Source organism: Ensifer sp. 4252, assembly GCF_050434565.1.
Classification (GTDB): Bacteria; Pseudomonadota; Alphaproteobacteria; order Rhizobiales; family Rhizobiaceae; genus Ensifer.
Window position 1 is genome coordinate 110133 of record NZ_JBNDIU010000003.1, and the last position, 22170, is coordinate 132302.

Below are 22170 nucleotides of genomic sequence, written 5' to 3' on the forward strand. Positions count from 1 at the left end.
CAACTGTTTCGGCATTCTTTGACAGAGCGTGTGCCACGTCCCCTCGCCCCGCTGGCGGTGAGAGGGTTAGGTGAGGGGCAAATACGTCGCGTCACTCGAAGAGCATCGCGCGAACGCTATCCGGCGATATCGACGACGCCGCAGTCGCCCTCGGCCGAACCGAAAACGAGCTGGCGCCCGTCCTTGCTCCAGGCCATGGCGGTGACCGCACCCTTGCCGGGGCGGCGCAGCAGCACTTCCTTGCTGTCGGCGAAGCGGGCAGCGAGAATCATGCCGTCCTGGTAGCCGATCGCGACAATGTCTTCGGCCGGATGGCAGGCGACGGAGGTGACCATGATGTCGGCACGGGTGCCAAGCTCCAGCGGCGCCTTGCCCATCGGCCCGTCCTTGCCCTGGAAGGGCCAGACGATGGCGGCCGGCGCGCCCGAGGAGGCAAGCCACTTGCCCTTGGCGGACCAGGAGAGCGACTTCACCTTGGCAGGGTATCCGGTCATGCGCATATGGCGCGCTTCGGCGCCGGGCTTGGCGTCGAGCTTCCAGCCGTGCAGGGCGTTTTCCTGCATCGTGGTGACGAGAAAGCGGCCGTCGGGCGAGAAGGTGACGCCGGTATGGGCGCCCTTCCAGTCCAGATCGATCGGCTGGCCCGCAGTGGCAACCCAGTGCATCGACACGCCGTTGTAGCGGGCGGCGGCAACGCGCAGGCCTTTCGGTGCAAAGGCGACGCCCTCGACCGTGCGCTCTTCGGCAAATTCCTTCGTCGTGCCGTCGGCGAGCCGCACATGGGTGGTCTTGCCATAGGCATAGCCGACGGCGCCCTGCGGGCCGGCGGCGACCTGGGCGATCCACTTGCGCGGCGCTTCGGCAACCAGCGTCGCCGTGCCGTCGGCGGCCGTGCGCATCACCTTGCCGTCCTCACCGCCGGTCAGCAGCGTGTCGTTCGCCTCGTCGAGAACGAGGGACAGCAGCCCTTCATGGACTTCGGTCGTCTTGTGGCCATGGTCGAGGCGGTGGATGGCGCCGGTGGCTTCGGCGAAGAAAGGTATGCCCTTGAGAAAGGCCACGCCAACGACGTGGCCTTCAAGATCGAGCGGAGCGACTGTCGGCATCAGATTGTTAAGGTCCCCTGGTTCGGCATGCTGTTAGGGCATGGTGCCGAAAAGTCTAAGTGGTTTTCGGCCGACATCATGCTCTGCTTACTTGATCTTAGAGCGGATTCAGATTTCAGCTCGATCTGACCTGAAATCATCCGGCTCTAGAGCGCCCTGCGTTCAGATGAACGCACTAAGGACGCTCTAGCACTTTGATTCTAGAGCATCTTATCCGCCTTCAGTGTGTCCACTTGAAAGCGGGATGCTCTAGTGGGAAGCCGCATCGCGGTTTCCGGAATCAGGCTGCAGCTTCACAAGCCTTGAACGTGCGCTCCAGCTTTTCGCGGTCGAGGTCGCGGCCGATGAAGACCAGGCGGCTCTCGCGCTTTTCGCCTTCCTTCCAGGCGCGCTGATGGTCGCCCTCGATGATCATGTGCACACCCTGCACGACATAACGCTCGGCGTCGCCGGCAAAGGCGATGATGCCTTTCAGACGCAGGATGTTCGGGCCGTCCGTCTGGGTGATCTTCTGGATCCAGGGGAAGAAGCGGTCGGGGTTCATCTCGCCACCGCGCAGCGAGATCGACTGCACCGTCACGTCATGGATCGGCGAGGGGGCGTGGTCATGGTGGTGATGGTCGTGATCATGATCATGATCATGATGGTCATGATCGTGGTGATGATGGTGATCGTGACCGCAATCCGGACCGCAGGTGTGATCATGCTCATGATCGTCCTGCTCGTCGAGGAAGTGCGGATCGTTTTCCAGCGCCTTCTCGAGGTTGAACGCGCCCTGGTCGAGAACCTTGGTGAGGTCGATGTCGGAGCGCTGCGTCTTGTAGATGCGGGCCGACGGGTTGATGACGCGAACGGTGGCTTCGATCCGATCGAGTTCCTCGGGGGTGACGAGATCGGTCTTGTTCAGGAGCACGACGTCGGCAAAGGCGATCTGGTCTTCGGCCTCGCGGCTGTCCTTCAGCCTGAGCGGCAGATGCTTGGCATCGACCAGCGCGACGACGGCATCAAGCTCGGTCTTGGCGCGCACATCGTCGTCCATGAAGAAGGTCTGGGCGACCGGAACCGGGTCGGCAAGGCCGGTGGTCTCGACGATGATCGCATCGAAGCGGCCGGGCCGGCGCATCAGGCCTTCCACCACGCGGATCAGGTCGCCGCGCACGGTGCAGCAGACGCAGCCGTTGTTCATCTCGTAGATTTCCTCGTCGGATTCCACGATCAGGTCGTTGTCGATGCCGATTTCGCCGAATTCGTTGACGATGACGGCGTATTTGCGCCCGTGGTTCTCGCTGAGGATGCGGTTCAACAGCGTCGTCTTGCCGGCGCCGAGATATCCGGTGAGCACGGTGACGGGAATCGGCTTCTGCGGGGATGTTTCGGTCATGGGAACCTCTGGGATCTCGGGATGCGGGGAGCGGGCATCCATGTCGCGTTTCATATAGGAGATGCGGCGACGATGCGCAAATGGCCAAGCCCATTTTGGCCACGCCTCTGCCGTCGCCGGGACGGACGAACCGGGCAGCGATAACGCTCCTTTCATCAAAATCAGGGAGAGTCCGCGTCCTATCGAAGGGGTGCGTACGTGAAGACGATTTCCATCAACGGCCGGTTCCTGACGCAGCCGCTTACCGGCGTGCAGCGCTTTGCCCGGGAGATCACCCGTGCGCTCGACGCCCGCATTGCAGCAGGCGATGTACCGGCGGCTCTGAAGAATGTGCGCTGGCGGTTGCTGGCTCCGGCATCAGCACCGGATGATCTTCCACTATCGGCGATATCGATCGAGCGCTTCGGCTCAGGCCCGGGCCATCTCTGGGAGCAGGGGCCGCTTTTTTGGCGGGCGCGGCGCGATACACTGGTCGGCCTCGGCGGCAGCGGGCCGGTGTTGCATTCCGACCAGGTGGTCGTGATCCACGACGTCACGCTCTTTCGCCATCCGGCATCCTTTGGCCGCGGCTACCGGCTGTTCCATGGCGCGCTCGGCTACATCCTGACGCGGCGCGCGAAGATCGGCACCGTTTCCAATTTTTCGCGTGGAGAACTCGCGGATGTATTTCGCGTTCCGGCATCGGGCATCGATGTGATCTACAACGCCACCGACCATTTTTCGGACCTGAAGCCGGATCGGGAAATCGTTGCGAAGCTTGGCCTTGCCGACACGCCGTTCTTCCTTCTCGTCGGCACCTTGAAGCCCAACAAGAATGTCGAATTTGCGGTGCGTGCCTTTGAGGCTTTGGGGGAGACGGGCAGCAAGCTTGTCGTCGTCGGCGGCACGGATCCAAGTGTTTTTCGCGACATCGCTCCGACGTCGCGCGGCAACCTGATCTTTCCCGGGCGTCTCACTGACGCGGAGATCGCCGGCCTGCAGCGCCACGCCACGGCCTTTTTATTCCCGAGCCTCTACGAAGGGTTCGGTATCCCGCCGCTCGAGGCGATGACGCAAGGATGCCCGGTGCTCGCCGCCGACATACCGCCGGTCAGGGAGGCCTGTGGCGAGGCCGCTCTCTACTTCGATCCGACAAAGGCGGAAACTCTGGTCGAGGTCATGCGGCACATATCCGCCGATGCTGCCCTTCGGCGGCAGCTTGCGCGCGCCGGGCACGACAATGCTAATCGGTTCTCATGGAACGCAAGCGCGGTCGTTCTGCTCAACCTGCTGGTCGCAGGGCGGGGCTGACCAGTTTGCTTATTCGGTACTGAGCGCCCGATTAGAGTTCGAGTGTGCGCAGTGGATCGATCCTGCCGCGGAGGAGATCCGCGAAGGCGATGAGATTTCCTTTAAGGCGGCCCCGTCTGTCGACAAGTCCCTGAGATCTCAGGCTGCCGATAATGTTTGCGGCGATGTTGGAGCCCATAAGCTTCAGGGCCCAGCCCAGACCGACGGTGCCCTTGCGGAAGAGGTAGAGCGGGTTTGCCACCTGCGAGTAGCCGAAGTGCAGGCCTGACGTGCGGCCGCGTTTGTTGCCGAGATGGACGCCGCGCAATGCGTCGCTGCGCACGATGCGTCCGTAGTGCGCGAGGCGACGGCAGAAGTCGACGTCCTCCTGCCAGCCGTAGAGCGGCAGGTTTTCGTCGAACCGGGTGCCGTCGGCTTCAATGGCCGACACGCGAAAGGCCATGTTGCAGCCATAGGCGTTGAAAACAGGTTCGAGCGCAGCCCGGCTTTCCGCCACCCGATCGCGCGCGAGGATTTCCAGGCCCTCCTTGACCGGGATGCCCGGGCCATGGATTCCGTCGGCCAAGACCATGCCGGTTGCCACCACGATGTCGGGCTCGCTTCCAAAGAGCGCTTCGACCTCAGCCAGAAAATCGTGCCGGGGCAGAAAATCGTCATCGAAAAACACGATGACATCGGCGTTTCCTTTCCGGTCGAGGATGGCGTTGCGTTGGGCGCAGGAACCTTTGCTGCCCGTGACCAGGGTAATTTCCGGTGTAAGCGATTTGACAAAGTCGAGATCGATATCATCAGGCGAAGACGGGCAGACGAGGATGGCGTCCGCCCGGCGCACCTGCTGGGTCAGGTGCAGCAGTGTTTCGGACAGCACCTCCCGGCGACCCGCCGTGGCTATTCCGACTGTGATGTTCATGGTGCTCGTCGCCTCTCGATTTGCCCAGATATAAGCGCAAAGAGGTTCAGTTTTTCTTATCGCGACCGCGTCGCTAGCGACCGAAGTCACGCCGCGTTTGAGGCGCGCATGCCAAGGCGCAGATGATTGAGCGCGAGGAGGCAGCAGGCGCTACCGGCGATGATCCCGCCCACGGTGGCGACGTAAGTGGCTTGGTACGACAAGACGAAGGCGACAATGGTCACGGCGAGGCCTGCGGCAGCCAGGAGGACCGGCGGCCATGTGAAATCGAAGGCGAGGGTTGCCATCAGGCGCAGGCCAATCAAGGCGGCCGACAGGGCGCCGAGTGCGCCGCCGGCCATCATCACGGCGTCCGTCGGCGCCAGCAGGAAGCCGCCGGCAAGGGCGCCCAGATTGAGTAGCGCGCAGTCGATCGCGGCGAGCGCGAAGATCGCGGTGAGGCGCTGTTTCAGGTGCAGCGGCGTCGGCAGCATGATCTGGGTCAGGACGCGGACGAGCGAGAGGAGGATGACGAACGGGGCGGTCGCCAGGAAACCCGCCTGCAGGTCGGGGCTGATGACCAGCCATGTCGCCGGCACCAGAACCGCGAAGATGCCGGCCGCCATCATCAGCGCGAAACTGGTCAAAAGCGCGTAATACTGTCCGAGCTCACGGCGAAGCTCCGGGGTTTCTCCGCCCTTGTCGTGCGCGGCGACGATCTCTGGATACTGGATCGCCTGCAGGGCGGAGACGATCAGCACGAACGGGCGCTGCAAGAGGTCCAGCGCGAGCAGCGCACCGGCAGCACCTCCCGGCCCAAGAACCGAAGTGAAGATCGTCTTGAGCGCGAGCGGCGCGAACATCGAGGCGGTGGCGGCCCCTGCCGAAACGCTGCCATAGACGAGGTGCTTTCGCACGCGCGCCATGTCGAGCGATGCGGAAGGACGCGGCCCTGATCTGCGCGAAAGCAGCGCTGCGAGCAAAGCGTAGAGGGCATAACCGCCAAGCAGGCCCGTGACCGTTGACAGGAACGTTGGCGACACGACCGCGCCGATCAATGTTCCCGCCGCCAGGATGGTGGCGCGGGAACCCTGCAACACGGAAAAGGCGCGAAAATCCTGACGGAAGCGCAGCATGGTCAGGTGCAGGTCGCTGCCGCCTTGCGCGACGGCAACGAGGCCGCCGACGAGCGCCACCAGCGGCGAGACGTAGAAGGCGAGCGACACGACCGCAGCGATAAGGCAGAAAAGCGCGCAAACCGCCGCCTCAGCAACGATCGTTCGTCGCTCCGCCGCTTCGCTTTCCGCCGTCTGGCCGGGGTAAAACCGCATGCAGGAGAAACGCACCCATTCAAAGGCGGCGATTGCGCCGAACTGGCTGAGCGAGATGAAGAGCGAATAGGCGGCATAGTCGACTGGCGCCAGCCAGTGAGCGACGATGATCAACAGGCCGAAGGCGATCAGGGCCTGATAGAAATAGGCGCCGAGCGCGATGATCTTCGCCATGGGTTTCCGGCTTAGCGCCGCCTGTCGTCGTTTGCTGCTGCCAATGCTGATAGCGCAAAAGCACAAACAAAGTGTTTGCCGGCGCCGGCCGCTCCTTTGTTCAGGCGAATTCGGCCATGTCGAAGTCGGCGACATCGGTCAAAAGCTCGATCACGCCCTTGACCGCATGGGCCAGCAGTTGCTCGCCGCGCGCCGCGGTTGCGGACGACGCCTTGCCGGCCACACCCTCGCGGTTCAGGTCGGACATCTTCCAGCCGAAGGCATGCGGACCATAGGCGCGCAAATGCCTGAAGCGCCTAGCGTAGTCGCTCTGGCGTGAGGGGAAGGCACGGGCGTTGGCCATCTCGACCTTTTCCGGATGGAGCGCCAGCATCACCGACGTCTCGATATCGCCGCCGTGAATGTCGATGGCCTTGTCTTCGGGCGCGATCCAACCGTCCGGCTGGCCGAAGCGGGTCCAACTGGTTGCCACCGCCAGCATGCCGAAACGCACCCGTGCCTCGGTCGCGACGATGGTCATCAGGGGCGAATTGCCGCCATGGGCGTTCAACATCACGAACTTGCGGATGCCGAGGTCGTGCAGGTTTTCGGCAATGCCGAGCCAGCGGCGCACAGCCTCGTCGTAGCCGAGCGACCGGCTGCCGGTGACGTCCATATGCTCGATGGAATAGCCGACCGGTTCTGTCGGCAGGAAGGTGACGGGCAGGGTGGTGGGCAGGGCGGCGATGCAGCGTTTGACGATGCCCTCGGCAATCAGCGTGTCCGTGTCGAAGGGCAGGTGCGGGCCATGCTGCTCGTGGGCGCCGAGCGGCAGCACGGCGATCCAGTCGTGCCGGGCCTGGTGCGGAAGATCGGTCGGATTGTCCTGCCATCGGGCCTTGGGCATCGACATTTGTCTTCGATCCTTCACGTCAATTGTCGTAAAAATGTTATTTGAGTCATACAGTTCGTAATCGCAAGCTGTATTGCTATAAATGTCTGAGGCGGGATTCGGCAGGAGGTCCAATGGGCAAGAAGAACAAGGCCGAAAAGAAGGGCAAGAACGGCAAGAAGAAGGACGAGCTTCTCGCCGAACCGCACGATCTTGCCTCCATTCTTGTTCAGGCGGCGCGCTCGATGCGCACCGTGCTGTCGCGCAATCTGCTCGAAAGCGGCCTCTATGCCGGCCAGGACGGCGTGATGCTGGCGCTTGCCGAAATGGACGGGCTGACGGCCGGCGGGCTTGCGGCCAAGCTCGGCGTCAAGGCGCCGACGATGACGCGCACGATCGGCCGCATGGAAGCGCAAGGTTTCCTCGAGCGCCGCCCTGATGATGACGATGCGCGGCTGACCAAGGTCTATCTCACCGAGCCCGGGCGCAACCGGCTGCAGACGATCGCCGAGGCCGGACAGCATTCGGAAAACCTTGCGACGCGCGGACTGACCGACAAGCAGGTGCGCACGCTGATGAAGCTTCTGCGGGCCGTCGACAGCAACCTGCAGGCCGCGCGGGCAGCCGATTAAGCCTCGTTTCGCGGCATATTGCGGCGGCCATTTAAACAGTTTAAATAGGATTTAAATTTGAGGGTAGGCAACTAGGCTTAAGCAGGGGGCATCGTGGCGCAAAAGGTCAAGCTTTCGACGATTGCGGAAACACTCGGTCTTTCGACGGCAACGGTATCCCTGGCATTGCGTGACAGTCCCTTGGTGGCGACCCTCACACGCGACAAGATCAAGGAGCAGGCGCGCGCACTCGGTTATATCTACAACCGCCGTGCCGCCAGCCTCAGAACCTCCCGCTCCGGCATCATCGGCGTCGTCGTGCACGACATCATGAACCCGTTCTACGGGGAAATCCTGAAGGCGATCGAAGCGGAACTCGACCGCGACAAACAGACCTTCATCCTCTCCAACCATTACGATTCGGTCGACAAGCAGCGCGATTTCATCGAGACGCTGCTGCAGCTCGGCGGCGATGGCGTCATCATGTCGCCGGCTATCGGCACCCCGCCGGAAGATATCCAGCTTGCCGAGGACAACGGCATGCCGGCGATCCTGATCGCCCGGTCGATCGAGGGGCTGGACGTCCCGATCTTCCGTGGCGATGACGCCTATGGCATCTCGCTGGCGACCAACCACCTGATTGGCCTTGGCCACCGCTGTATCGCCATGGTCGGTGGCACCGACCAGACCTCGACCGGTCGTGACCGCTACCAGGGTTATGTCAACGCGTTGCGCAAGGCCAACATCGAGGTCGATCCCGAGCTGCGCATTCCCGGCCCGCGCTCCAAGCAAGGCGGCTTCGAGGCGGCGGTGCATCTGCTGTCGCTGCCGCAGAAGCCGACCGCGGTCGTCTGCTGGAACGATCTGGTGGCGATCGGCATGATGAACGGCATCGCGCGTGCGGGCCTTGTTCCCGGCGTCGATATCTCCGTCACCGGCTATGACGACCTCGAAGAGGCGTCGATCGCGACGCCGGCGTTGACCACCGTCTGGAACGGCCAGGCGGATGTCGGCCGCAGTGCTGCGCGCGCGCTTCTCGACAAGCTTTCCGGCAGCCACGAGCCTGACGGCATCCACCTGATCAAGCCGGAAATGCGCATCCGCCAGTCGACAGGCCCGTTGCGCGTCACCGCCTGAAGAAATCCCTGATGCATGTCGCGCAAAAGTGTGCAGCGGTTTTGCGAAAGCGACATGCGCAAAAACAAGAACTTAAAGTGCGGCAAGCGAATCCTGGAGATCGCGATGCGCTTTAAGACCAGGAGTGCCCATGTCCGCGAACCTTCCCCGCATCCTCGTGCCCGGAAAAATCAACGAACGGGTGCTGCAGCGGCTGCCCGACCTGTCTGAAATCGTGCGGCTGGAACGTGCGGACCCCGAGCTGGTGACGGCAGACATGGCTGACATCAGAGGTATCGCCGTTTCCGGTCGCGTTCCCGCCGGCCTGATGGATGCGCTGCCCGGTCTCGAAATCATCGCCAATTTCGGCGTCGGTTATGATGGGGTAGACGCGAAACATGCGGCCTCCAAGGGCATCGTCGTCACCAATACGCCTGACGTTCTGACCGAAGAGGTCGCCGATACGGCTGTCGGCCTGCTGATCAACACGCTGCGCCTTCTGCCGCAGGCGGAACAATGGTTGCGCCAGGGGCGCTGGGTGCGGGATGGCGCCTTTGCGCTGTCGCCCTTGTCGCTGCGCGGCCGTACGGTCGGGCTCTACGGCCTCGGGCGGATCGGGCTTGCCATTGCCAAGCGGCTCGAAGCCTTCGGCGTTTCGGTCGCCTACCATACGCGCACGCCTCGCGAGGGGCTCGGCTATGCCTATCATCCGACGCTCGAAGGGCTCGCCGGCGCCGTCGATACGCTTGTTGTCATCGTTCCGGGAACGGAGGCGACACGAAAGACGGTCAACGCCGCGGTGCTTTCGGCACTGGGGAGCAGCGGCGTCCTGATCAATGTCGGCCGCGGCTCGACCGTTGACGAGGCAGCGCTGGTCGCGGCGCTGCAGAACGGCGTGATTGCGGGGGCGGGGCTCGACGTTTTCGACAACGAACCGCATGTGCCCGATGCGCTGCTGACGCTGCCGAATGTTTCGCTGTTGCCGCATGTAGCTTCGGCTTCGGTGGTCACCCGCAACGCGATGGCGGATCTGGTGGTCGATAATCTGAAGGCCTGGTTTTCGACCGGCAAAGCACTGACGCCGGTGCCGGAAACGCCGTTTATGCGCCGAGTCGGTTAAAGCGTTTCCGGTTTAGGCGGAGCAGCAGAAACGCCTTATCTCTTTGTTTTTACGCATTTCCTGACGGATAACCGCTTCGCATTTTTCCTGGAAATGCTCTAAGCGGCCATGCGCCGCGCCGCGTAGGCGCGCACGGCATCGCCGAAAGCCCTGAACAGGGTCGCCGACGGAGCGTCCGTCCGCACCCAGTATTCCGGATGCCATTGCACGCCGACGGCGAAGGCTTTGGCGCCAATCACCGAGACCGCCTCGATGGTGCCGTCGTCGGCAACGGCCTCGACGGCGAGGCGCGGCGCCGCGGCGCCGATGGCCTGGCGATGCAGGGAATTGACGCGCACGCGGCCAGCACCCAGCACCGGCGCAAGACAGCTGCCTTCCTTGACGATCACATCCTGGCGGATGCCGTAGGCGACGTCCAGCTCGGAAACGTCGGGCTTGCGGTGATCCCAGACACCCGGCTGCTCCTGGATTTCGCTTGCGAGTGTGCCGCCAAGGGCAACGTTGAGCTCCTGGATGCCGCGGCAGATGGCAAACAGCGGAACGCCGCGCTCGAGTGCTCGCCGGATCAACGGCAGGCTGGTGGCATCGCGGCCGGGGTCGAAGGGGCCGTCGGTGTCCTTGGCCTCGCGGCCGTAGAGCGAGGGATGAACATTGGAACGGGCGCCGCTTGCCAGCACGCCGTCAACGCGATCGAGGATCTCGTCGATATCGTTGCCGGTTTCGAGCGCCGGAATGAGGAAGGGCATGACGCCGGCGCCTTCGACGGCGGCACGGACATACTGGTTGGCAACGACATGCCAGACATTGCCGTCGAATTCGCGGAAATCGCAGGGGATGGCAACGACAGGTTTCGACATCATCAGGCTCCGTATCTCGCTTTGCAAAGCCTTGCCGCCAGATGTGGCCGAAAGTCAACTGCGATGCGCGCAGATGTGATGGTGACGCCGGTCGGAACGAGGCTGGTACCGACGCGGCAGGAATTGATGATTTTTCTTCAGCTTTGGGTAACCACATCCCGAGTGAATCGGTGGATATGATGTTTGCCAAGCAGAATTGCCTTAAATACAATGTCAGAAAGCAAATCGTGATTTTGTCTATGCATGGTTGTATAAAACTTCTGCCGGTCGTTGGTTTCGCAATACTAGGTTGAGTTTCAGAAAAACTCCCACGGGGCACCGTTTAAATGTTGCAATACAAGGCTTCGAGGCGGTGTTTTCACGAAATCTTTCGTTAAATCATCGCCTCTAAAAATCCGGAAAACCGGAGCTATGGGTTCATGACGCGCAATGAACGGGGCGCTCTCCCGACGGATGTCTATCTGTCGTCGGTGAGTTCGCTCTACGAACATCGCAGGACTCTGCTGATCGGCATGCTCTCGCATGTCGTGACTTTTGTGCTCGTCTATCTCAAGACTTCCGACCCGCTCTATCTCATCTGCACTGCAGCCATCGTCATCTTCTGGGTGCTGCGCAATCTCGACATGGCGCGCTTCGATCGCCAGGATTTCTCCAATGCCGACCGGGCAACGGTCAGGAAATGGGAGAACCGCTACATTCTCGGCGGCGTCAGCGTGACGCTCACCTGCGGCATTGCCTGCGGCTATGCGATTGCCGTCAGCCGGGATTCCTTCGCGGAACTCGCCTGCATTTCCGTCACGCTCGCGTCGATGATCTCGCTGGTCGGGCGAAACTATGGGTCGGAACGGGCGGTGCTGCTTCTGTCCTCGTCCGCCTGCCTGCCGATCGTGATCGGGCTGATCACGCTGCAGGATGGATTCATGCTCATCCTGGCGGTTCTGATCCTGCCGTTCATCTTCTCGACCTGGATGATGGCCAACAATGTGCGCGCGTTTCTCTATGAGAACGTGCTGGCCGCCCGGGAAATCGCAACGATTGCCGGCCAGTTCGACGCGGCGCTTAACAACATGACGCACGGGCTGCTGATGCTCGACCGTGACAATCGCATCGTCGTTGCCAACGAGCGCGCCTGTGCGCTGTTGATGCTCGGCGACAAGGCCGACCTGAAGGATAGGTTGCTGGATGACGTCGTGCGCCGCGGCGTCCGGCGTATGTCGCTCAGCGTCGAAGAGACACGCGCAATCTCCCGCCAGCTTGACCTCCTGATCAAGGGCAAGAAGACCCAGGTTCTCGTGCCGGTCACCGACGACCTTTTTCTCGAGTTTTCCGCCGGTCGGCACGAAAACGGCGAGGTCGTGCTGATATTCGAGGACGTGACCGCGCGCGTTCAGGCCGACAGGCAGATCCTTCAGATGGTGCGCTTCGACACGCTGACCGGCCTGCCGAGCCGCGATTATTTTGCCGAACTTGCCCACAGCGCCGTGGCCCTCGAAGGCAAGGAAGACGTCGAGGTCGGCCTGATGGTGCTCGACGTCGCCGAGTTCAAGCATGTCAACGACATGCGCGGCCACATCGTCGGCGACCGGCTGTTGCAGGCGATTGCCGGGCGGCTGAAGACACTGGTCGGCAATACGGCGATCGCCGCGCGCTTGATGGGCGACGAGTTCGTCGTCTTTTTCCCTAACAGGATGCATCTGCCGGATCTCGAAGAGCAGATGCGCGCGGTTCATGCCGGCTTGCGCGGTGCCTATGTGGCGAACGGCTTTACCTTCAACATGACCATGAGCGCCGGCGTAGTTCTCGTGCCGAGCAGCGCCTTCCGGCTTGAAGAATTGCAGATCAAGGCCGATCTCGCGCTGTCGGAAGCCAAGGCGCGCAACAAGGGCGGTTGCACCTTGTTCGAGGACGAGATGGACGCGCGCTATCTCGACCGCCAGAAACTGAAGAGCGATCTGCGCGATGCGATCAATGCTGGCGCGCTGACGCTTTCCTACCAGCCGATGTTCACGCCGAACGGCGCGCGTCTTGAATGCTGCGAGGCTTTGGCGCGCTGGACGCATCCCGAGCGCGGGCCAGTCGCACCGAACGTCTTCATCCAGCTTGCCGAGGAGCTGGGCCTCGTCACCGAGATCACGCGCTTCGTGCTGGAGCAGGCGTGCAAGGATTGCATGATCTGGCCCGGCGAGGTCTCCGTTTCCGTCAATCTCTCGGTGCTCGACCTGCGCAGCAACGATATCGTCACGGTGGTGGCGGATACACTCCGGGCGACCGGCCTCGATGCCTCGCGCCTGCATCTCGAAGTCACCGAAAGCTGCCTGATGGATGAGCCGGTCAAGGTGCAGGCCATTCTGGGCGAGCTGCGCGACAGTGGCATAACGATCGCCATAGACGATTTCGGCACAGGCTATTCCAGCCTCAGCTACCTCGACGCGCTGCCGGTCAACATCATCAAGATCGATCGCTCTTTCGTGCGCAACATTCGCGAGGATTCGCGCCGCTTCAAGCTTTTGCGCGGCACGGCCAACCTCGGTCGTGCACTAGGCCTGAAGATCGTCGTCGAGGGCGTGGAGACGGCGGATCAATTGCAGCTCATCAACGATTACCACTGCGCCGATCTGATACAGGGTTTTGTGTTCGCGGCTCCCATGCCGGCATCCGCCATCGAGGCATTCTGCAAGAATGGTGTCCAGAAACCGGTCACCACGCCGACGAGCAAACGCATCGCCTGACAACTCGGCACGCCGCCCTCCATTTCCTCCGCGATCTGCGCCCTCCATCTCCTTCCTTGCACGGCCGTTCTCCAGGGATGGCGAGGTTGCGGCCTTAACCGATCGTTAACCATGAAACTTTACGAAATATTAAGGTTAACAATAGGTTAATTGAAATGTGTGCCATTTTGTTGTTGCTGATGGGCTGGCCGTCAATAGGTTAACGATCTGTTAACTATGAGGGTCAGGAAATGGGTGAAGGTCTTCACCGGGCGGAGCCTGGGAGTTTTTCTGAGAAGCTGATGCTTCTTCTCGATCGCGTCGAATATCGGCGGGTCGAGACGGGCGAGGACATGGAGGACATCGCCCGGCTTCGCTACAAGGCCTACAAGGCCGTCAACCTGATGGAGCTGACCGGCTCGACCCTGATCGACGATCTCGATTTCGACAGCCATGCGTATGTCTTCGGCATCTATCTCGACGAGAATCTGGTCAGCACGGTGCGTGTCCATCACGTGACGCCTGAGCACAGGGCCAGCACCTCGGGCCTGATCTTCGCCCCCGAGATCGATGTCTTTCTCGACGCGGGCATGGTGCTGGTCGATCCGGGCAGGTTGGCGGTTGACCCGGATGTCACCGGCGATGAGATGCGCGCTCTTCCCTACCTGACGCTGCGCCCGGTGGCGATGGCGTGCGAATACTTCACCGCCGATCGATGCCTGACTGCCTGCCGGCCGCGGCATGCGGCGTTCTACAAGCGCATCTTTGCGTCAGAGACCGTTGTCGCCAAGCGCGAGAACCTCGGCGTCTACAATGCCGACGGTGCGCTATTGGTCGCGCAGGTGAGGGGGCAGCGGCCCTCGATCCTCGACCGCTATCCGATCTTCGATTCCGAGCCGTTCGAGCGTCGCCTGATGTTCGCGGACCACCAGGAAGTGCCGTTCGCGCCTTTGACGATTCTGCCAACAGCGCGCATCGCACAGAACGGTTCCGGCCGTTCCTATCGCACATCCGTGTTCCGCTAGCGCATGTCGCGCAAAAGTGTGCATCGGTCTTGCGATAACGACATGCGAGAAAGAGCCTAAAGCGCAGTGAGCGAATCCTAGAGATCGTGACGCGCTTTAGAGACGCACGCGGCATATCGCCCCAGGCGACCGGGCGCGGCGGCGGGTTTTCGTTGCGCGCGGGCCTGGCATTGTGTATGGGCAGCTAAAGGGCTTCTGCGCGATTTTCCGCCGAGGCCGTTCGTAGATCAAGGTTGAAGGGCGGTGGGGCCAACGGTCGCGCCGCAGCATTCTGGGAGAATTGGACGATGGCTGAGCATCATTCTGGACCGGTCGAAATGGGCGCTCCGATGGATTATGCGGAACACGAGAAGACCTACAATTTCTTCCTCAGTGCAACGAAATACGGCACGCTGTTCTGCGTGGCTCTGCTGATCGCCATGGCTGCCGCCTTCTTCACCACGATGGGCTTCTTCAGCTCGCTGGTGCTGTTCATCCTTATCAACGTCGCCGGTTTCTTCTTCCTTCGTTAATCGGCATCACTGACACGACTTGCCAGGGACGGGCCGGGTGGAGGCTTGTCCTTGGCTGCCGGACTTCAAGGTCCGGACTGAAGCCGCATGGCGTCGACTGGGAGCGTCGACATCAATGCTTCGGCTGTTGAAAGTTCGCAGCGCTTCGAAGCGTTTCTTGGAGAACGCGCGGCGCTTTATCCTCACCGCGTGAGGGGGAGTGGAAGACAGGCTGAGCCTGTCTCCAGGGGAATGTGTGCTTTGCACATGGGAGGGCGCCTGCTCGCATGAGCGGCCGCTTTGCAGTCGGACAGGATGCCCGCATTCCAGCCTTGGCTCGATTGCGGCCAGGGAGGGGACTTGTGAGCGAAATTGTCTTTATCGCCAAGGAAACGGATCCGAATGAGGGTCGCGTTGCGGCATCGCCGGATAGCGTGAAGAAACTGAAGGGGCTCGGCTTCGACGTCGTCGTCGAGACCGGCGCCGGGTTTCTGTCGCGCGTTCCGGATGCGGAATACGAGAAGGCCGGGGCCAGGATCGGCGCGATTTCCGATGCGAAGACGGCCGATGTCGTCCTTCGGGTTCGTCGGCCGAACAGCGCCGAAATCGCCGGCTACAAATCCGGTGCCATCGTCATCGCCATCATGGATCCCTACGGCAACGAGGATGCGGTCGCCGAAATGGCCAAGGCCGGCCTCAGCGCCTTTGCGATGGAGCTGATGCCGCGCATCACCCGGGCGCAGTCGATGGACGTGCTGTCGAGCCAGGCAAACCTTGCCGGCTACCAGGCGGTGATCGATGCGGCCTACGAGTATGACCGGGCTCTGCCGATGATGATGACGGCGGCCGGTACGGTTCCCGCGGCCAAGGTCTTCGTCATGGGCGCCGGCGTTGCCGGCCTGCAGGCGATCGCGACCGCCCGCCGTCTCGGCGCCGTGGTTTCGGCGACCGACGTGCGCCCCGCCGCGAAGGAACAGGTGGCCTCGCTCGGTGCCAAGTTCATCGCCGTCGAGGACGAGGAATTCAAGGCGGCCGAAACCGCCGGCGGCTATGCCAAGGAAATGTCCAAGGAGTACCAGGCGAAACAGGCGGCACTCGTCGCCGAACACATCGCCAAGCAGGACATCGTCATCACCACGGCGCTGATCCCGGGCCGTCCGGCGCCGCGTCTCGTCACGCGCGAGATGCTGAAGGCGATGAAGCCCGGTTCGGTCGCGGTCGACCTGGCGGTCGAACGCGGCGGCAACGTCGAAGGCGCTAAAGCCGGCAAGGTCGCCGATGTCGAAGGCGTCAAGGTCATCGGCCATCTCAACGTGCCCGGCCGGATCGCCGCATCGGCTTCCGGTCTCTACGCCAAGAACCTCGTGACCTTCCTCGAGACCATGGTCTCCAAGGAAACCAAGGCGCTGGCGCTCAACATGGAAGACGAGCTCGTCAAGGCGACGGCGCTCACCCATGGCGGCGCCATCGTCAACCCGAATTTCGAGCCGAAGAAGAAGGGGGATCTTTGATGGCGAACGAAGCATTGGAAAAAGCGCTCGATGCGCTCGATAAGGCGGTCGCGGCCGTCCAGCAGGCAGCGCTGAACCTTCCCGAGACCGCGGACGTCGCCGGCGCGCTGGCGCATGGCGCCACCGGCGGCGCGATCGACCCGTTCGTCTTCCGTCTGGCGATCTTCGTTCTGTCGATCTTCGTCGGCTACTACGTCGTCTGGTCGGTGACGCCGGCCCTGCACACGCCGTTGATGGCGGTCACCAACGCGATTTCCTCGGTCATCGTCGTCGGTGCACTCTTGGCCGTCGGCATCTCGGCCTCCGGGCTTGCGACCGGTTTCGGTTTCATCGCGCTCGTGCTCGCCTCGGTCAACATCTTTGGCGGCTTCCTGGTCACCCAGCGCATGCTCGCCATGTACAAGAAAAAAGACAAGTGAGGCCGGCCGATGAACGCTAACTTCGCAGCCTTCCTCTATCTCGTCTCGGGCGTGCTCTTCATCACGGCACTCCGCGGCCTGTCGCACCCGGCCACCAGCCGCAAGGGCAACACCTACGGCATGGTCGGCATGGGCATCGCCATCGTCACCACGCTGCTCCTGGCCAAGCCCACCTTCGGCGGTTTCCTCTTGATCGTGCTCGGCCTTGTCATCGGCGGTGGTGCCGGCGCAGTGATTGCGCGCCGCATCGCCATGACCTCGATGCCGCAGCTTGTCGCCGCCTTCCATTCGCTCGTCGGTCTGGCGGCGGTGATGGTCGCGGCCGCGGCGATGTATGCGCCCGAAAGCTTCGGCATCGGCACCCTCGGCGACATTCATGCCCAGGCACTGGTCGAGATGTCGCTCGGCGTTGCCATCGGCGCGATCACCTTCACCGGTTCGATCATTGCCTTCCTCAAGCTCGACGGACGCATGTCCGGCAAGCCGATCATGCTGACCGGCCGTCACTTCGTTAATGCCGGCCTGGCGATCGCGCTCGTCGTCCTGGTGTTCATGCTGGTCTTAACCCAGAGCACGACGGTGTTCTGGTTGATCGTCGCCCTGTCGCTGGCACTCGGCGTCTTGATCATCATCCCGATCGGCGGCGCCGACATGCCGGTGGTCGTGTCGATGCTCAACTCCTATTCGGGTTGGGCCGCGGCCGGGATCGGCTTTACGCTCGGCAACCTGGCGCTGATCGTTACCGGGGCGCTCGTCGGCTCGTCCGGTGCGATCCTGTCCTACATCATGTGCAAGGGCATGAACCGGTCGTTCATCTCGGTCATCCTCGGCGGCTTCGGCGGCGAGGCGGTGGCAGCCGCCGTTGACGACGGCGTCCAGCGTACCGTCAAGCAGGGAGCGGCCGACGACGCCGCGTTCCTGATGTCGAATGCCTCCAAGGTGATCATCGTTCCAGGCTACGGCATGGCTGTCGCCCAGGCACAGCATGCGCTGCGCGAACTCGGTGACCAGCTGAAGGCGGCAGGTGTCGATGTGAAATACGCGATCCATCCGGTTGCCGGCCGTATGCCCGGTCATATGAACGTGCTGCTCGCGGAAGCGAACGTTCCCTATGACGAAGTGTTCGAGCTCGAAGACATCAACTCGGAATTCGCCCAGGCGGATGTTGCCTATGTCATCGGCGCCAACGACGTCACCAACCCGGCCGCGCGCGACGACCCGTCGTCGCCGATCTACGGCATGCCGATCCTCGACGTCGACAAGGCCAAGACCTGCCTGTTCGTCAAGCGCTCGCTCGGCTCCGGCTACGCCGGCATCGACAACACGCTGTTCTACAAGGACGGCACCATGATGCTGCTCGGCGACGCCAAGAAGGTGACGGAAGACATCGTCAAGGCACTGCACGCTTAAGCGTCAGGCCAATGTTGGAATAGAAAACGCCCGCCATATGGCGGGCGTTTTCGTTTAACGCGTCAAACTGCCGGGGAAGCGGGCATGCCGCTGCATAATTTCGGCCTCTCCGACAACTCGATGCCTGCCGGCGAGGATCATCTCGTCGGCATTTCATCGGCTCGACCCATCAGCTTGCGGGGGCGAGCGTCAGTTCGTCGACGCCGATCGCGATGTTCAGCCCTTCCTGGACCTGAACGTTGACCGGCTGCAGCATGAAGGCCTTGTTGGTGCCGCCGCCGATCACCTTGGCGCCGCCGCCAACGGCGAGACTCGCATCGGCCCCGATGCCGTAATATTCACCGGCAAGCGCGTATTTGCTCACCGGCGTACCCGTCTTGGCCAGAACATCCCAGACCATCGTGCTCTTGCCGGTCTTGCCGATGTCGATGCCGATCTTGCGAATGGTACCGGCATAGGTCGCGGCCGGCGCGCCGTTGGCAGGCTTGAAGGTGCACAGCAGGTTCTTCGTCGAGGTGAGGATCATGCCCGTGCCGCCGTCCGAACCGCAGACAAGGCGGCCGAGCGCGACATAGTTCTGGGCTGCGGACGGGCCGGCGCAAAGGGCTGCCAGGGCCAGTGTCGCGATGAAGGTTTTCTTGATCATGGCTCAGTCTCCGTTTTTTGGTTCCTGGGGCAAACGGATGGTGGCCGGGAAGGTTCCGTTCGCTTCGGGCGGAGCCACTGCACAATTCCTTAAATCGGCATCGATTTAAGGAGAAAATTATGCAGCAGGTTTAACGCGTTGCAGCGTCCTTTGCGCGTCATACCGGACGCGCGGCGCTGCAACGACCGCGTAAACGACAACGCCCGCGACGTGGTCGCGGGCGTTGAAACAAGAGAAGCGCTTTTGCTTCTTAGGATGCCTTCACGCGGGCGAGGCCTGCGCGCGCCGGCTCGTACTTCGGGTCGAGCTGCAGGGCGTGCGAGTAGGACTTCGAGGCCTTGGCCTTGTCACCCTTGCGCTCATAGACCAGCGCCTGATTTGCCCAGGATTCGGCCACCTTGCCGTCGAGCGTGATGGCGGTGTTGAAGTCGGAGAACGCATTGTCGTCATCGCCCTGGGCGACGTAGGAAATGCCGCGGCCGTTATAAGGCTCCGGCGAGCTCGGCGACAGCGAGATCGCCGTCGAGAAGTCTTCGATAGCCTGGCCGTGCTGGTTGCGGGCCTGGTAGATCAGGCCGCGATTGTGGTAGGCGCGCGGGTCGGTGGTGTCGAGCTGGATCGCCTTGTTGAAGTCGTTGAAGGCGGAATCGAGCTGGCCTGCCTGGCGATAGAGATTGCCGCGGCCGATATAGGCTACATCGTAGTTGGCGTTCAGCTGCAGCGCCGTGTTGTAATCGGCGAGTGCCGCCTGAGTGTTGCCCATGTTGCGGTGGACGAGCGCACGGTTGGCAAAGGCCTGGTAGAAGCGCGGGTTGAGCTGGATCGCCTGGTCGAAATCGGCAATGGCGCGGCGGTATTCGCCGGCGCGGCCGTAGGCGGAGCCGCGGACATTATAGCCTTCCGGATCGCTCGGGTTGGAAGCGATCACGCTCGACAGCGATGCGATATTTCCTTGCGAGCCCTGTTCGCGCTCGACCTTGGCCATCGATTCAGGACCCTCGGTCTGGCATCCCGCGAGCAGCAGAGCCGATCCCAGGAGGAACATGGCCGCAAGCTTCGGCTTGCGCTGGTGGCGGCGGCGCGCCTCTTGGGTGGTGAAACCGGCGACGTCCGCAGTCATGGCAGCAAGTGTCAAAGGTCGATCCCTCAATGCGACTAGGTCCGAAAGCCAACGGCTTCCCGTTCAAGGAGGCCGGCGAATTTCGCGGGGCCCCACAGCCGAGGCTACCAGGGCCTGCGGCAAACCGTCCGGCGTCAAGCACCGCGACCGGCCACCGTTGCCGGCTGCGACTATCACGCTAGCCCGACGACGGAAAAGATGTCCATACCAAAAGAAAGGCGGCGGCGATATTTCGCCCCCGCCACGACTTAGATCGAAAAGCGTCGAAAAATCGACAAATTAGCGGGCAACGACGCCTTCGCGCTGTGCGCGCTTGCGGGCCAGCTTGCGAACGCGGCGAACGGCTTCAGCCTTTTCGCGGGCGCGCTTCTGGGAAGGCTTTTCGTAGAAATCACGCATCTTCATTTCGCGAAAAATGCCTTCGCGCTGCATCTTCTTCTTGAGAGCGCGGAGCGCCTGATCAACATTGTTATCGCGGACAAGTACCTGCACGTGAATCCCGTTCCTTTGGTTGTTTCGAGTTGTTGCCTCACGTCAGGTGTCGGAGGCAAAAAAGCTGCGTTCGCTGAGCCGAAAGCTCAACGATTGAAGGTGCGGATACCAGATCATCAGTGGAAAGTCCAGCGAGGACGTGAGGGTGTGCTGAAAAATCCGCAATGGCGGCACGCTATGTGTATCATCGCGCCACAGGTGGCGTGATGTAGCGATGTCGCAACTCCGCGCAAGTCCGCCCGTTTGCGTCGCAAAAGAAACGTTGCGCGGGCGCCGGATTTGCGATTTCTAACGCCAACGAGAATGATCACCGGGGTTCATGGAGTAACAGGCGGATGCGCAAATATTCAGTTTTTGCCGTGGCGCGCGAGGCTTTGCGCGGCCACAAGGGATGGGGCCCGCAGTGGGCCTCGCCCGAACCCCGCAAGGACTATGATGTGATCATCATCGGCGGCGGCGGTCACGGCCTGGGTGCTGCCTACTATCTTGCCAAGGAGCATGGCATCACCAATGTCGCGGTGCTCGAAAAAGGCTGGATCGGCGGCGGCAACACCGGCCGCAACACCACGATCATCCGGTCCAATTATCTCTATGAAGAGAGTATGGACATCTACGAGCATTCGCTGAAGCTCTGGGAAAACCTGTCGCAGGACCTCAATTACAACGTCATGTATTCGCCCCGCGGCGTCATGATGCTCTCGCACAACATCCACGACCAGCAGTCGTTCAAGCGCCATATCAATGCCAACCGCCTCTATGGCATCGACAATGAATGGCTGACGCCGGAACAGGCCAAGGCCTATTGCCCGCCGCTCGATATCGCCAAGAACGCCCGGTACCCGATCAATGGCGCGGCGTTGCAGCGGCGTGGCGGCACCGCTCGACACGATGCCGTCGCCTGGGGCTATGCCCGCGGTGCGTCCGATCGCGGCGTGCACATCATCCAGAATTGCGAAGTGACCGGCATCCGCCGTGACGAGAACGGCCGGGTTACCGGCGTCGACACCAATCGCGGTTTCATCGGCGCCAAGAAGATCGGCGTTTCCGCTGCCGGGCATTCGTCGGTGCTGATGGAAATGGCCGGCGTGCGCGTGCCGCTGCAGAGCCAGCCGCTGCAGGCACTTGTCTCCGAGCCGCTGAAGCCGATCTTCCCCTGCGTCGTCATGTCGAACTCCGTGCATGCCTATATCTCGCAATCCGACAAGGGCGAATTCGTCATCGGCGCCGGCACCGACCAGTACAATTCCTATTCGCAGACCGGCGGCCTGCAGATCATCACCCACACGCTGGATGCGATCTGCGAGCTCTTCCCGATGTTCCGCCGCGTCAAGATGATGCGGCAGTGGGGCGGTATCGTCGACGTGACGCAGGATCGCTCGCCGATCCAGGGCGTAACCCCGGTTCCGGGCCTGTTCCTGAACGCCGGCTGGGGCACGGGTGGCTTCAAGGCGACGCCGGGTTCGGCCAACCTCTTTGCGCACCTCATTGCGAGGGGCGAACCGCATCGGCTGGCCGCCGGGCTGACGCTCGACCGCTTCCGCACCGGCCGACTGATCGACGAGGCGGCTGCTGCCGCCGTTGCGCACTGATTGCCAAGGATTT

Annotated in this window: 20 protein-coding genes; 11 read left to right on the forward strand and 9 right to left on the reverse strand. The window is 62.2% G+C overall.

Annotated features, from left to right (window positions below):
- Nucleotides 1-116 precede the first annotated feature (116 nt).
- Together ABIE33_RS09580 and ABIE33_RS09585 are read right to left on the reverse strand one after the other, a co-directional pair.
- A complete protein-coding gene (locus tag ABIE33_RS09580) occupies nucleotides 117-1106 on the reverse strand; it encodes a WD40 repeat domain-containing protein (protein ID WP_429124247.1) in 990 nt (329 codons plus the stop codon).
- 280 nt (nucleotides 1107-1386) lie between these two features.
- Nucleotides 1387-2487: a CobW family GTP-binding protein gene (locus tag ABIE33_RS09585; RefSeq protein WP_429124249.1), complete on the reverse strand. Its 1101-nt coding sequence runs from the start codon at nucleotides 2485-2487 to the stop codon at nucleotides 1387-1389.
- A gap of 198 nt (nucleotides 2488-2685) precedes the next feature.
- On the opposite strand from ABIE33_RS09585, the gene ABIE33_RS09590 reads away from it, so the two are divergent.
- Nucleotides 2686-3777 (forward strand): glycosyltransferase family 4 protein, encoded by a 1092-nt coding sequence (locus tag ABIE33_RS09590; RefSeq protein WP_429124251.1) that lies wholly within the window; start codon nucleotides 2686-2688, stop codon nucleotides 3775-3777.
- Nucleotides 3778-3808: 31 nt separating this feature from the next.
- On the opposite strand, the gene ABIE33_RS09595 is transcribed toward ABIE33_RS09590, so the two are convergent.
- The 3 genes from ABIE33_RS09595 to ABIE33_RS09605 all read right to left on the reverse strand — a co-directional run bounded on the left by ABIE33_RS09595 (nucleotide 3809) and on the right by ABIE33_RS09605 (nucleotide 7063).
- On the reverse strand, nucleotides 3809-4687 hold the full coding sequence (locus tag ABIE33_RS09595; protein WP_429124253.1) for a glycosyltransferase family 2 protein: 879 nt from the start codon (nucleotides 4685-4687) through the stop codon (nucleotides 3809-3811).
- 86 nt (nucleotides 4688-4773) lie between these two features.
- Nucleotides 4774-6171, reverse strand: a complete 1398-nt coding sequence (locus ABIE33_RS09600; protein ID WP_429124255.1) for a hypothetical protein — start codon at nucleotides 6169-6171, stop codon at nucleotides 4774-4776.
- 100 nt (nucleotides 6172-6271) lie between these two features.
- A complete protein-coding gene (locus tag ABIE33_RS09605) occupies nucleotides 6272-7063 on the reverse strand; it encodes a creatininase family protein (RefSeq protein WP_429124257.1) in 792 nt (263 codons plus the stop codon).
- A 113-nt stretch (nucleotides 7064-7176) separates the two neighbouring features.
- Between ABIE33_RS09605 and ABIE33_RS09610 the strand changes: the two genes are divergently transcribed.
- From ABIE33_RS09610 to ABIE33_RS09620, 3 genes are all read left to right on the forward strand, one after another.
- Complete coding sequence (locus ABIE33_RS09610; RefSeq protein ID WP_429124259.1) at nucleotides 7177-7674, forward strand: MarR family winged helix-turn-helix transcriptional regulator; 498 nt, start codon at nucleotides 7177-7179, stop codon at nucleotides 7672-7674.
- 93 nt (nucleotides 7675-7767) lie between these two features.
- Nucleotides 7768-8790 carry a LacI family DNA-binding transcriptional regulator gene (locus tag ABIE33_RS09615; RefSeq protein ID WP_025424869.1) on the forward strand — a complete coding sequence of 341 codons (1023 nt, stop codon included), beginning with the start codon at nucleotides 7768-7770 and terminating at the stop codon, nucleotides 8788-8790.
- Between the two features lie 130 nt (nucleotides 8791-8920).
- The gene (locus ABIE33_RS09620; RefSeq protein WP_429124260.1) at nucleotides 8921-9889 is read left to right on the forward strand and encodes a 2-hydroxyacid dehydrogenase; all 969 of its coding nucleotides are present in this window, start codon (nucleotides 8921-8923) and stop codon (nucleotides 9887-9889) included.
- A 98-nt stretch (nucleotides 9890-9987) separates the two neighbouring features.
- Here the strand turns inward: ABIE33_RS09620 and ABIE33_RS09625 are convergent, their stop codons facing one another.
- Entirely contained in the window at nucleotides 9988-10746 is a 759-nt protein-coding gene (locus ABIE33_RS09625) for a gamma-glutamyl-gamma-aminobutyrate hydrolase family protein (protein ID WP_429124261.1), read from the reverse strand.
- 419 nt (nucleotides 10747-11165) lie between these two features.
- Between ABIE33_RS09625 and ABIE33_RS09630 the strand changes: the two genes are divergently transcribed.
- The 6 genes from ABIE33_RS09630 (at nucleotide 11166) to ABIE33_RS09655 (ending at nucleotide 18310) form a co-directional block, all read left to right on the forward strand.
- Nucleotides 11166-13475 (forward strand): putative bifunctional diguanylate cyclase/phosphodiesterase, encoded by a 2310-nt coding sequence (locus ABIE33_RS09630; RefSeq protein WP_429124263.1) that lies wholly within the window; start codon nucleotides 11166-11168, stop codon nucleotides 13473-13475.
- A 281-nt stretch (nucleotides 13476-13756) separates the two neighbouring features.
- Complete coding sequence (locus tag ABIE33_RS09635; RefSeq protein ID WP_429124265.1) at nucleotides 13757-14479, forward strand: N-acyl amino acid synthase FeeM domain-containing protein; 723 nt, start codon at nucleotides 13757-13759, stop codon at nucleotides 14477-14479.
- A 287-nt stretch (nucleotides 14480-14766) separates the two neighbouring features.
- The gene (locus tag ABIE33_RS09640; RefSeq protein ID WP_429124266.1) at nucleotides 14767-14991 is read left to right on the forward strand and encodes an aa3-type cytochrome c oxidase subunit IV; all 225 of its coding nucleotides are present in this window, start codon (nucleotides 14767-14769) and stop codon (nucleotides 14989-14991) included.
- Between the two features lie 341 nt (nucleotides 14992-15332).
- Nucleotides 15333-16481 carry a Re/Si-specific NAD(P)(+) transhydrogenase subunit alpha gene (locus tag ABIE33_RS09645; protein ID WP_429124268.1) on the forward strand — a complete coding sequence of 383 codons (1149 nt, stop codon included), beginning with the start codon at nucleotides 15333-15335 and terminating at the stop codon, nucleotides 16479-16481.
- Entirely contained in the window at nucleotides 16481-16900 is a 420-nt protein-coding gene (locus tag ABIE33_RS09650) for an NAD(P) transhydrogenase subunit alpha (protein WP_429124270.1), read from the forward strand. The genes ABIE33_RS09645 and ABIE33_RS09650 overlap by 1 nt, the downstream gene beginning before the upstream one ends.
- A 9-nt stretch (nucleotides 16901-16909) precedes the next feature.
- The gene (locus ABIE33_RS09655; protein WP_429124272.1) at nucleotides 16910-18310 is read left to right on the forward strand and encodes an NAD(P)(+) transhydrogenase (Re/Si-specific) subunit beta; all 1401 of its coding nucleotides are present in this window, start codon (nucleotides 16910-16912) and stop codon (nucleotides 18308-18310) included.
- Nucleotides 18311-18479: 169 nt separating this feature from the next.
- Here the strand turns inward: ABIE33_RS09655 and ABIE33_RS09660 are convergent, their stop codons facing one another.
- The 3 genes from ABIE33_RS09660 to rpsU all read right to left on the reverse strand — a co-directional run bounded on the left by ABIE33_RS09660 (nucleotide 18480) and on the right by rpsU (nucleotide 20568).
- Nucleotides 18480-18956: a DUF992 domain-containing protein gene (locus tag ABIE33_RS09660; RefSeq protein WP_429124274.1), complete on the reverse strand. Its 477-nt coding sequence runs from the start codon at nucleotides 18954-18956 to the stop codon at nucleotides 18480-18482.
- A gap of 250 nt (nucleotides 18957-19206) precedes the next feature.
- Complete coding sequence (locus tag ABIE33_RS09665) at nucleotides 19207-20091, reverse strand: tetratricopeptide repeat protein (RefSeq protein WP_429124276.1); 885 nt, start codon at nucleotides 20089-20091, stop codon at nucleotides 19207-19209.
- A 264-nt stretch (nucleotides 20092-20355) separates the two neighbouring features.
- Nucleotides 20356-20568, reverse strand: a complete 213-nt coding sequence (gene rpsU, locus ABIE33_RS09670) for a 30S ribosomal protein S21 (protein ID WP_077500520.1) — start codon at nucleotides 20566-20568, stop codon at nucleotides 20356-20358.
- Nucleotides 20569-20903: 335 nt separating this feature from the next.
- On the opposite strand from rpsU, the gene ABIE33_RS09675 reads away from it, so the two are divergent.
- Entirely contained in the window at nucleotides 20904-22157 is a 1254-nt protein-coding gene (locus ABIE33_RS09675; protein ID WP_429124279.1) for a sarcosine oxidase subunit beta family protein, read from the forward strand.
- Nucleotides 22158-22170: the final 13 nt, after the last annotated feature.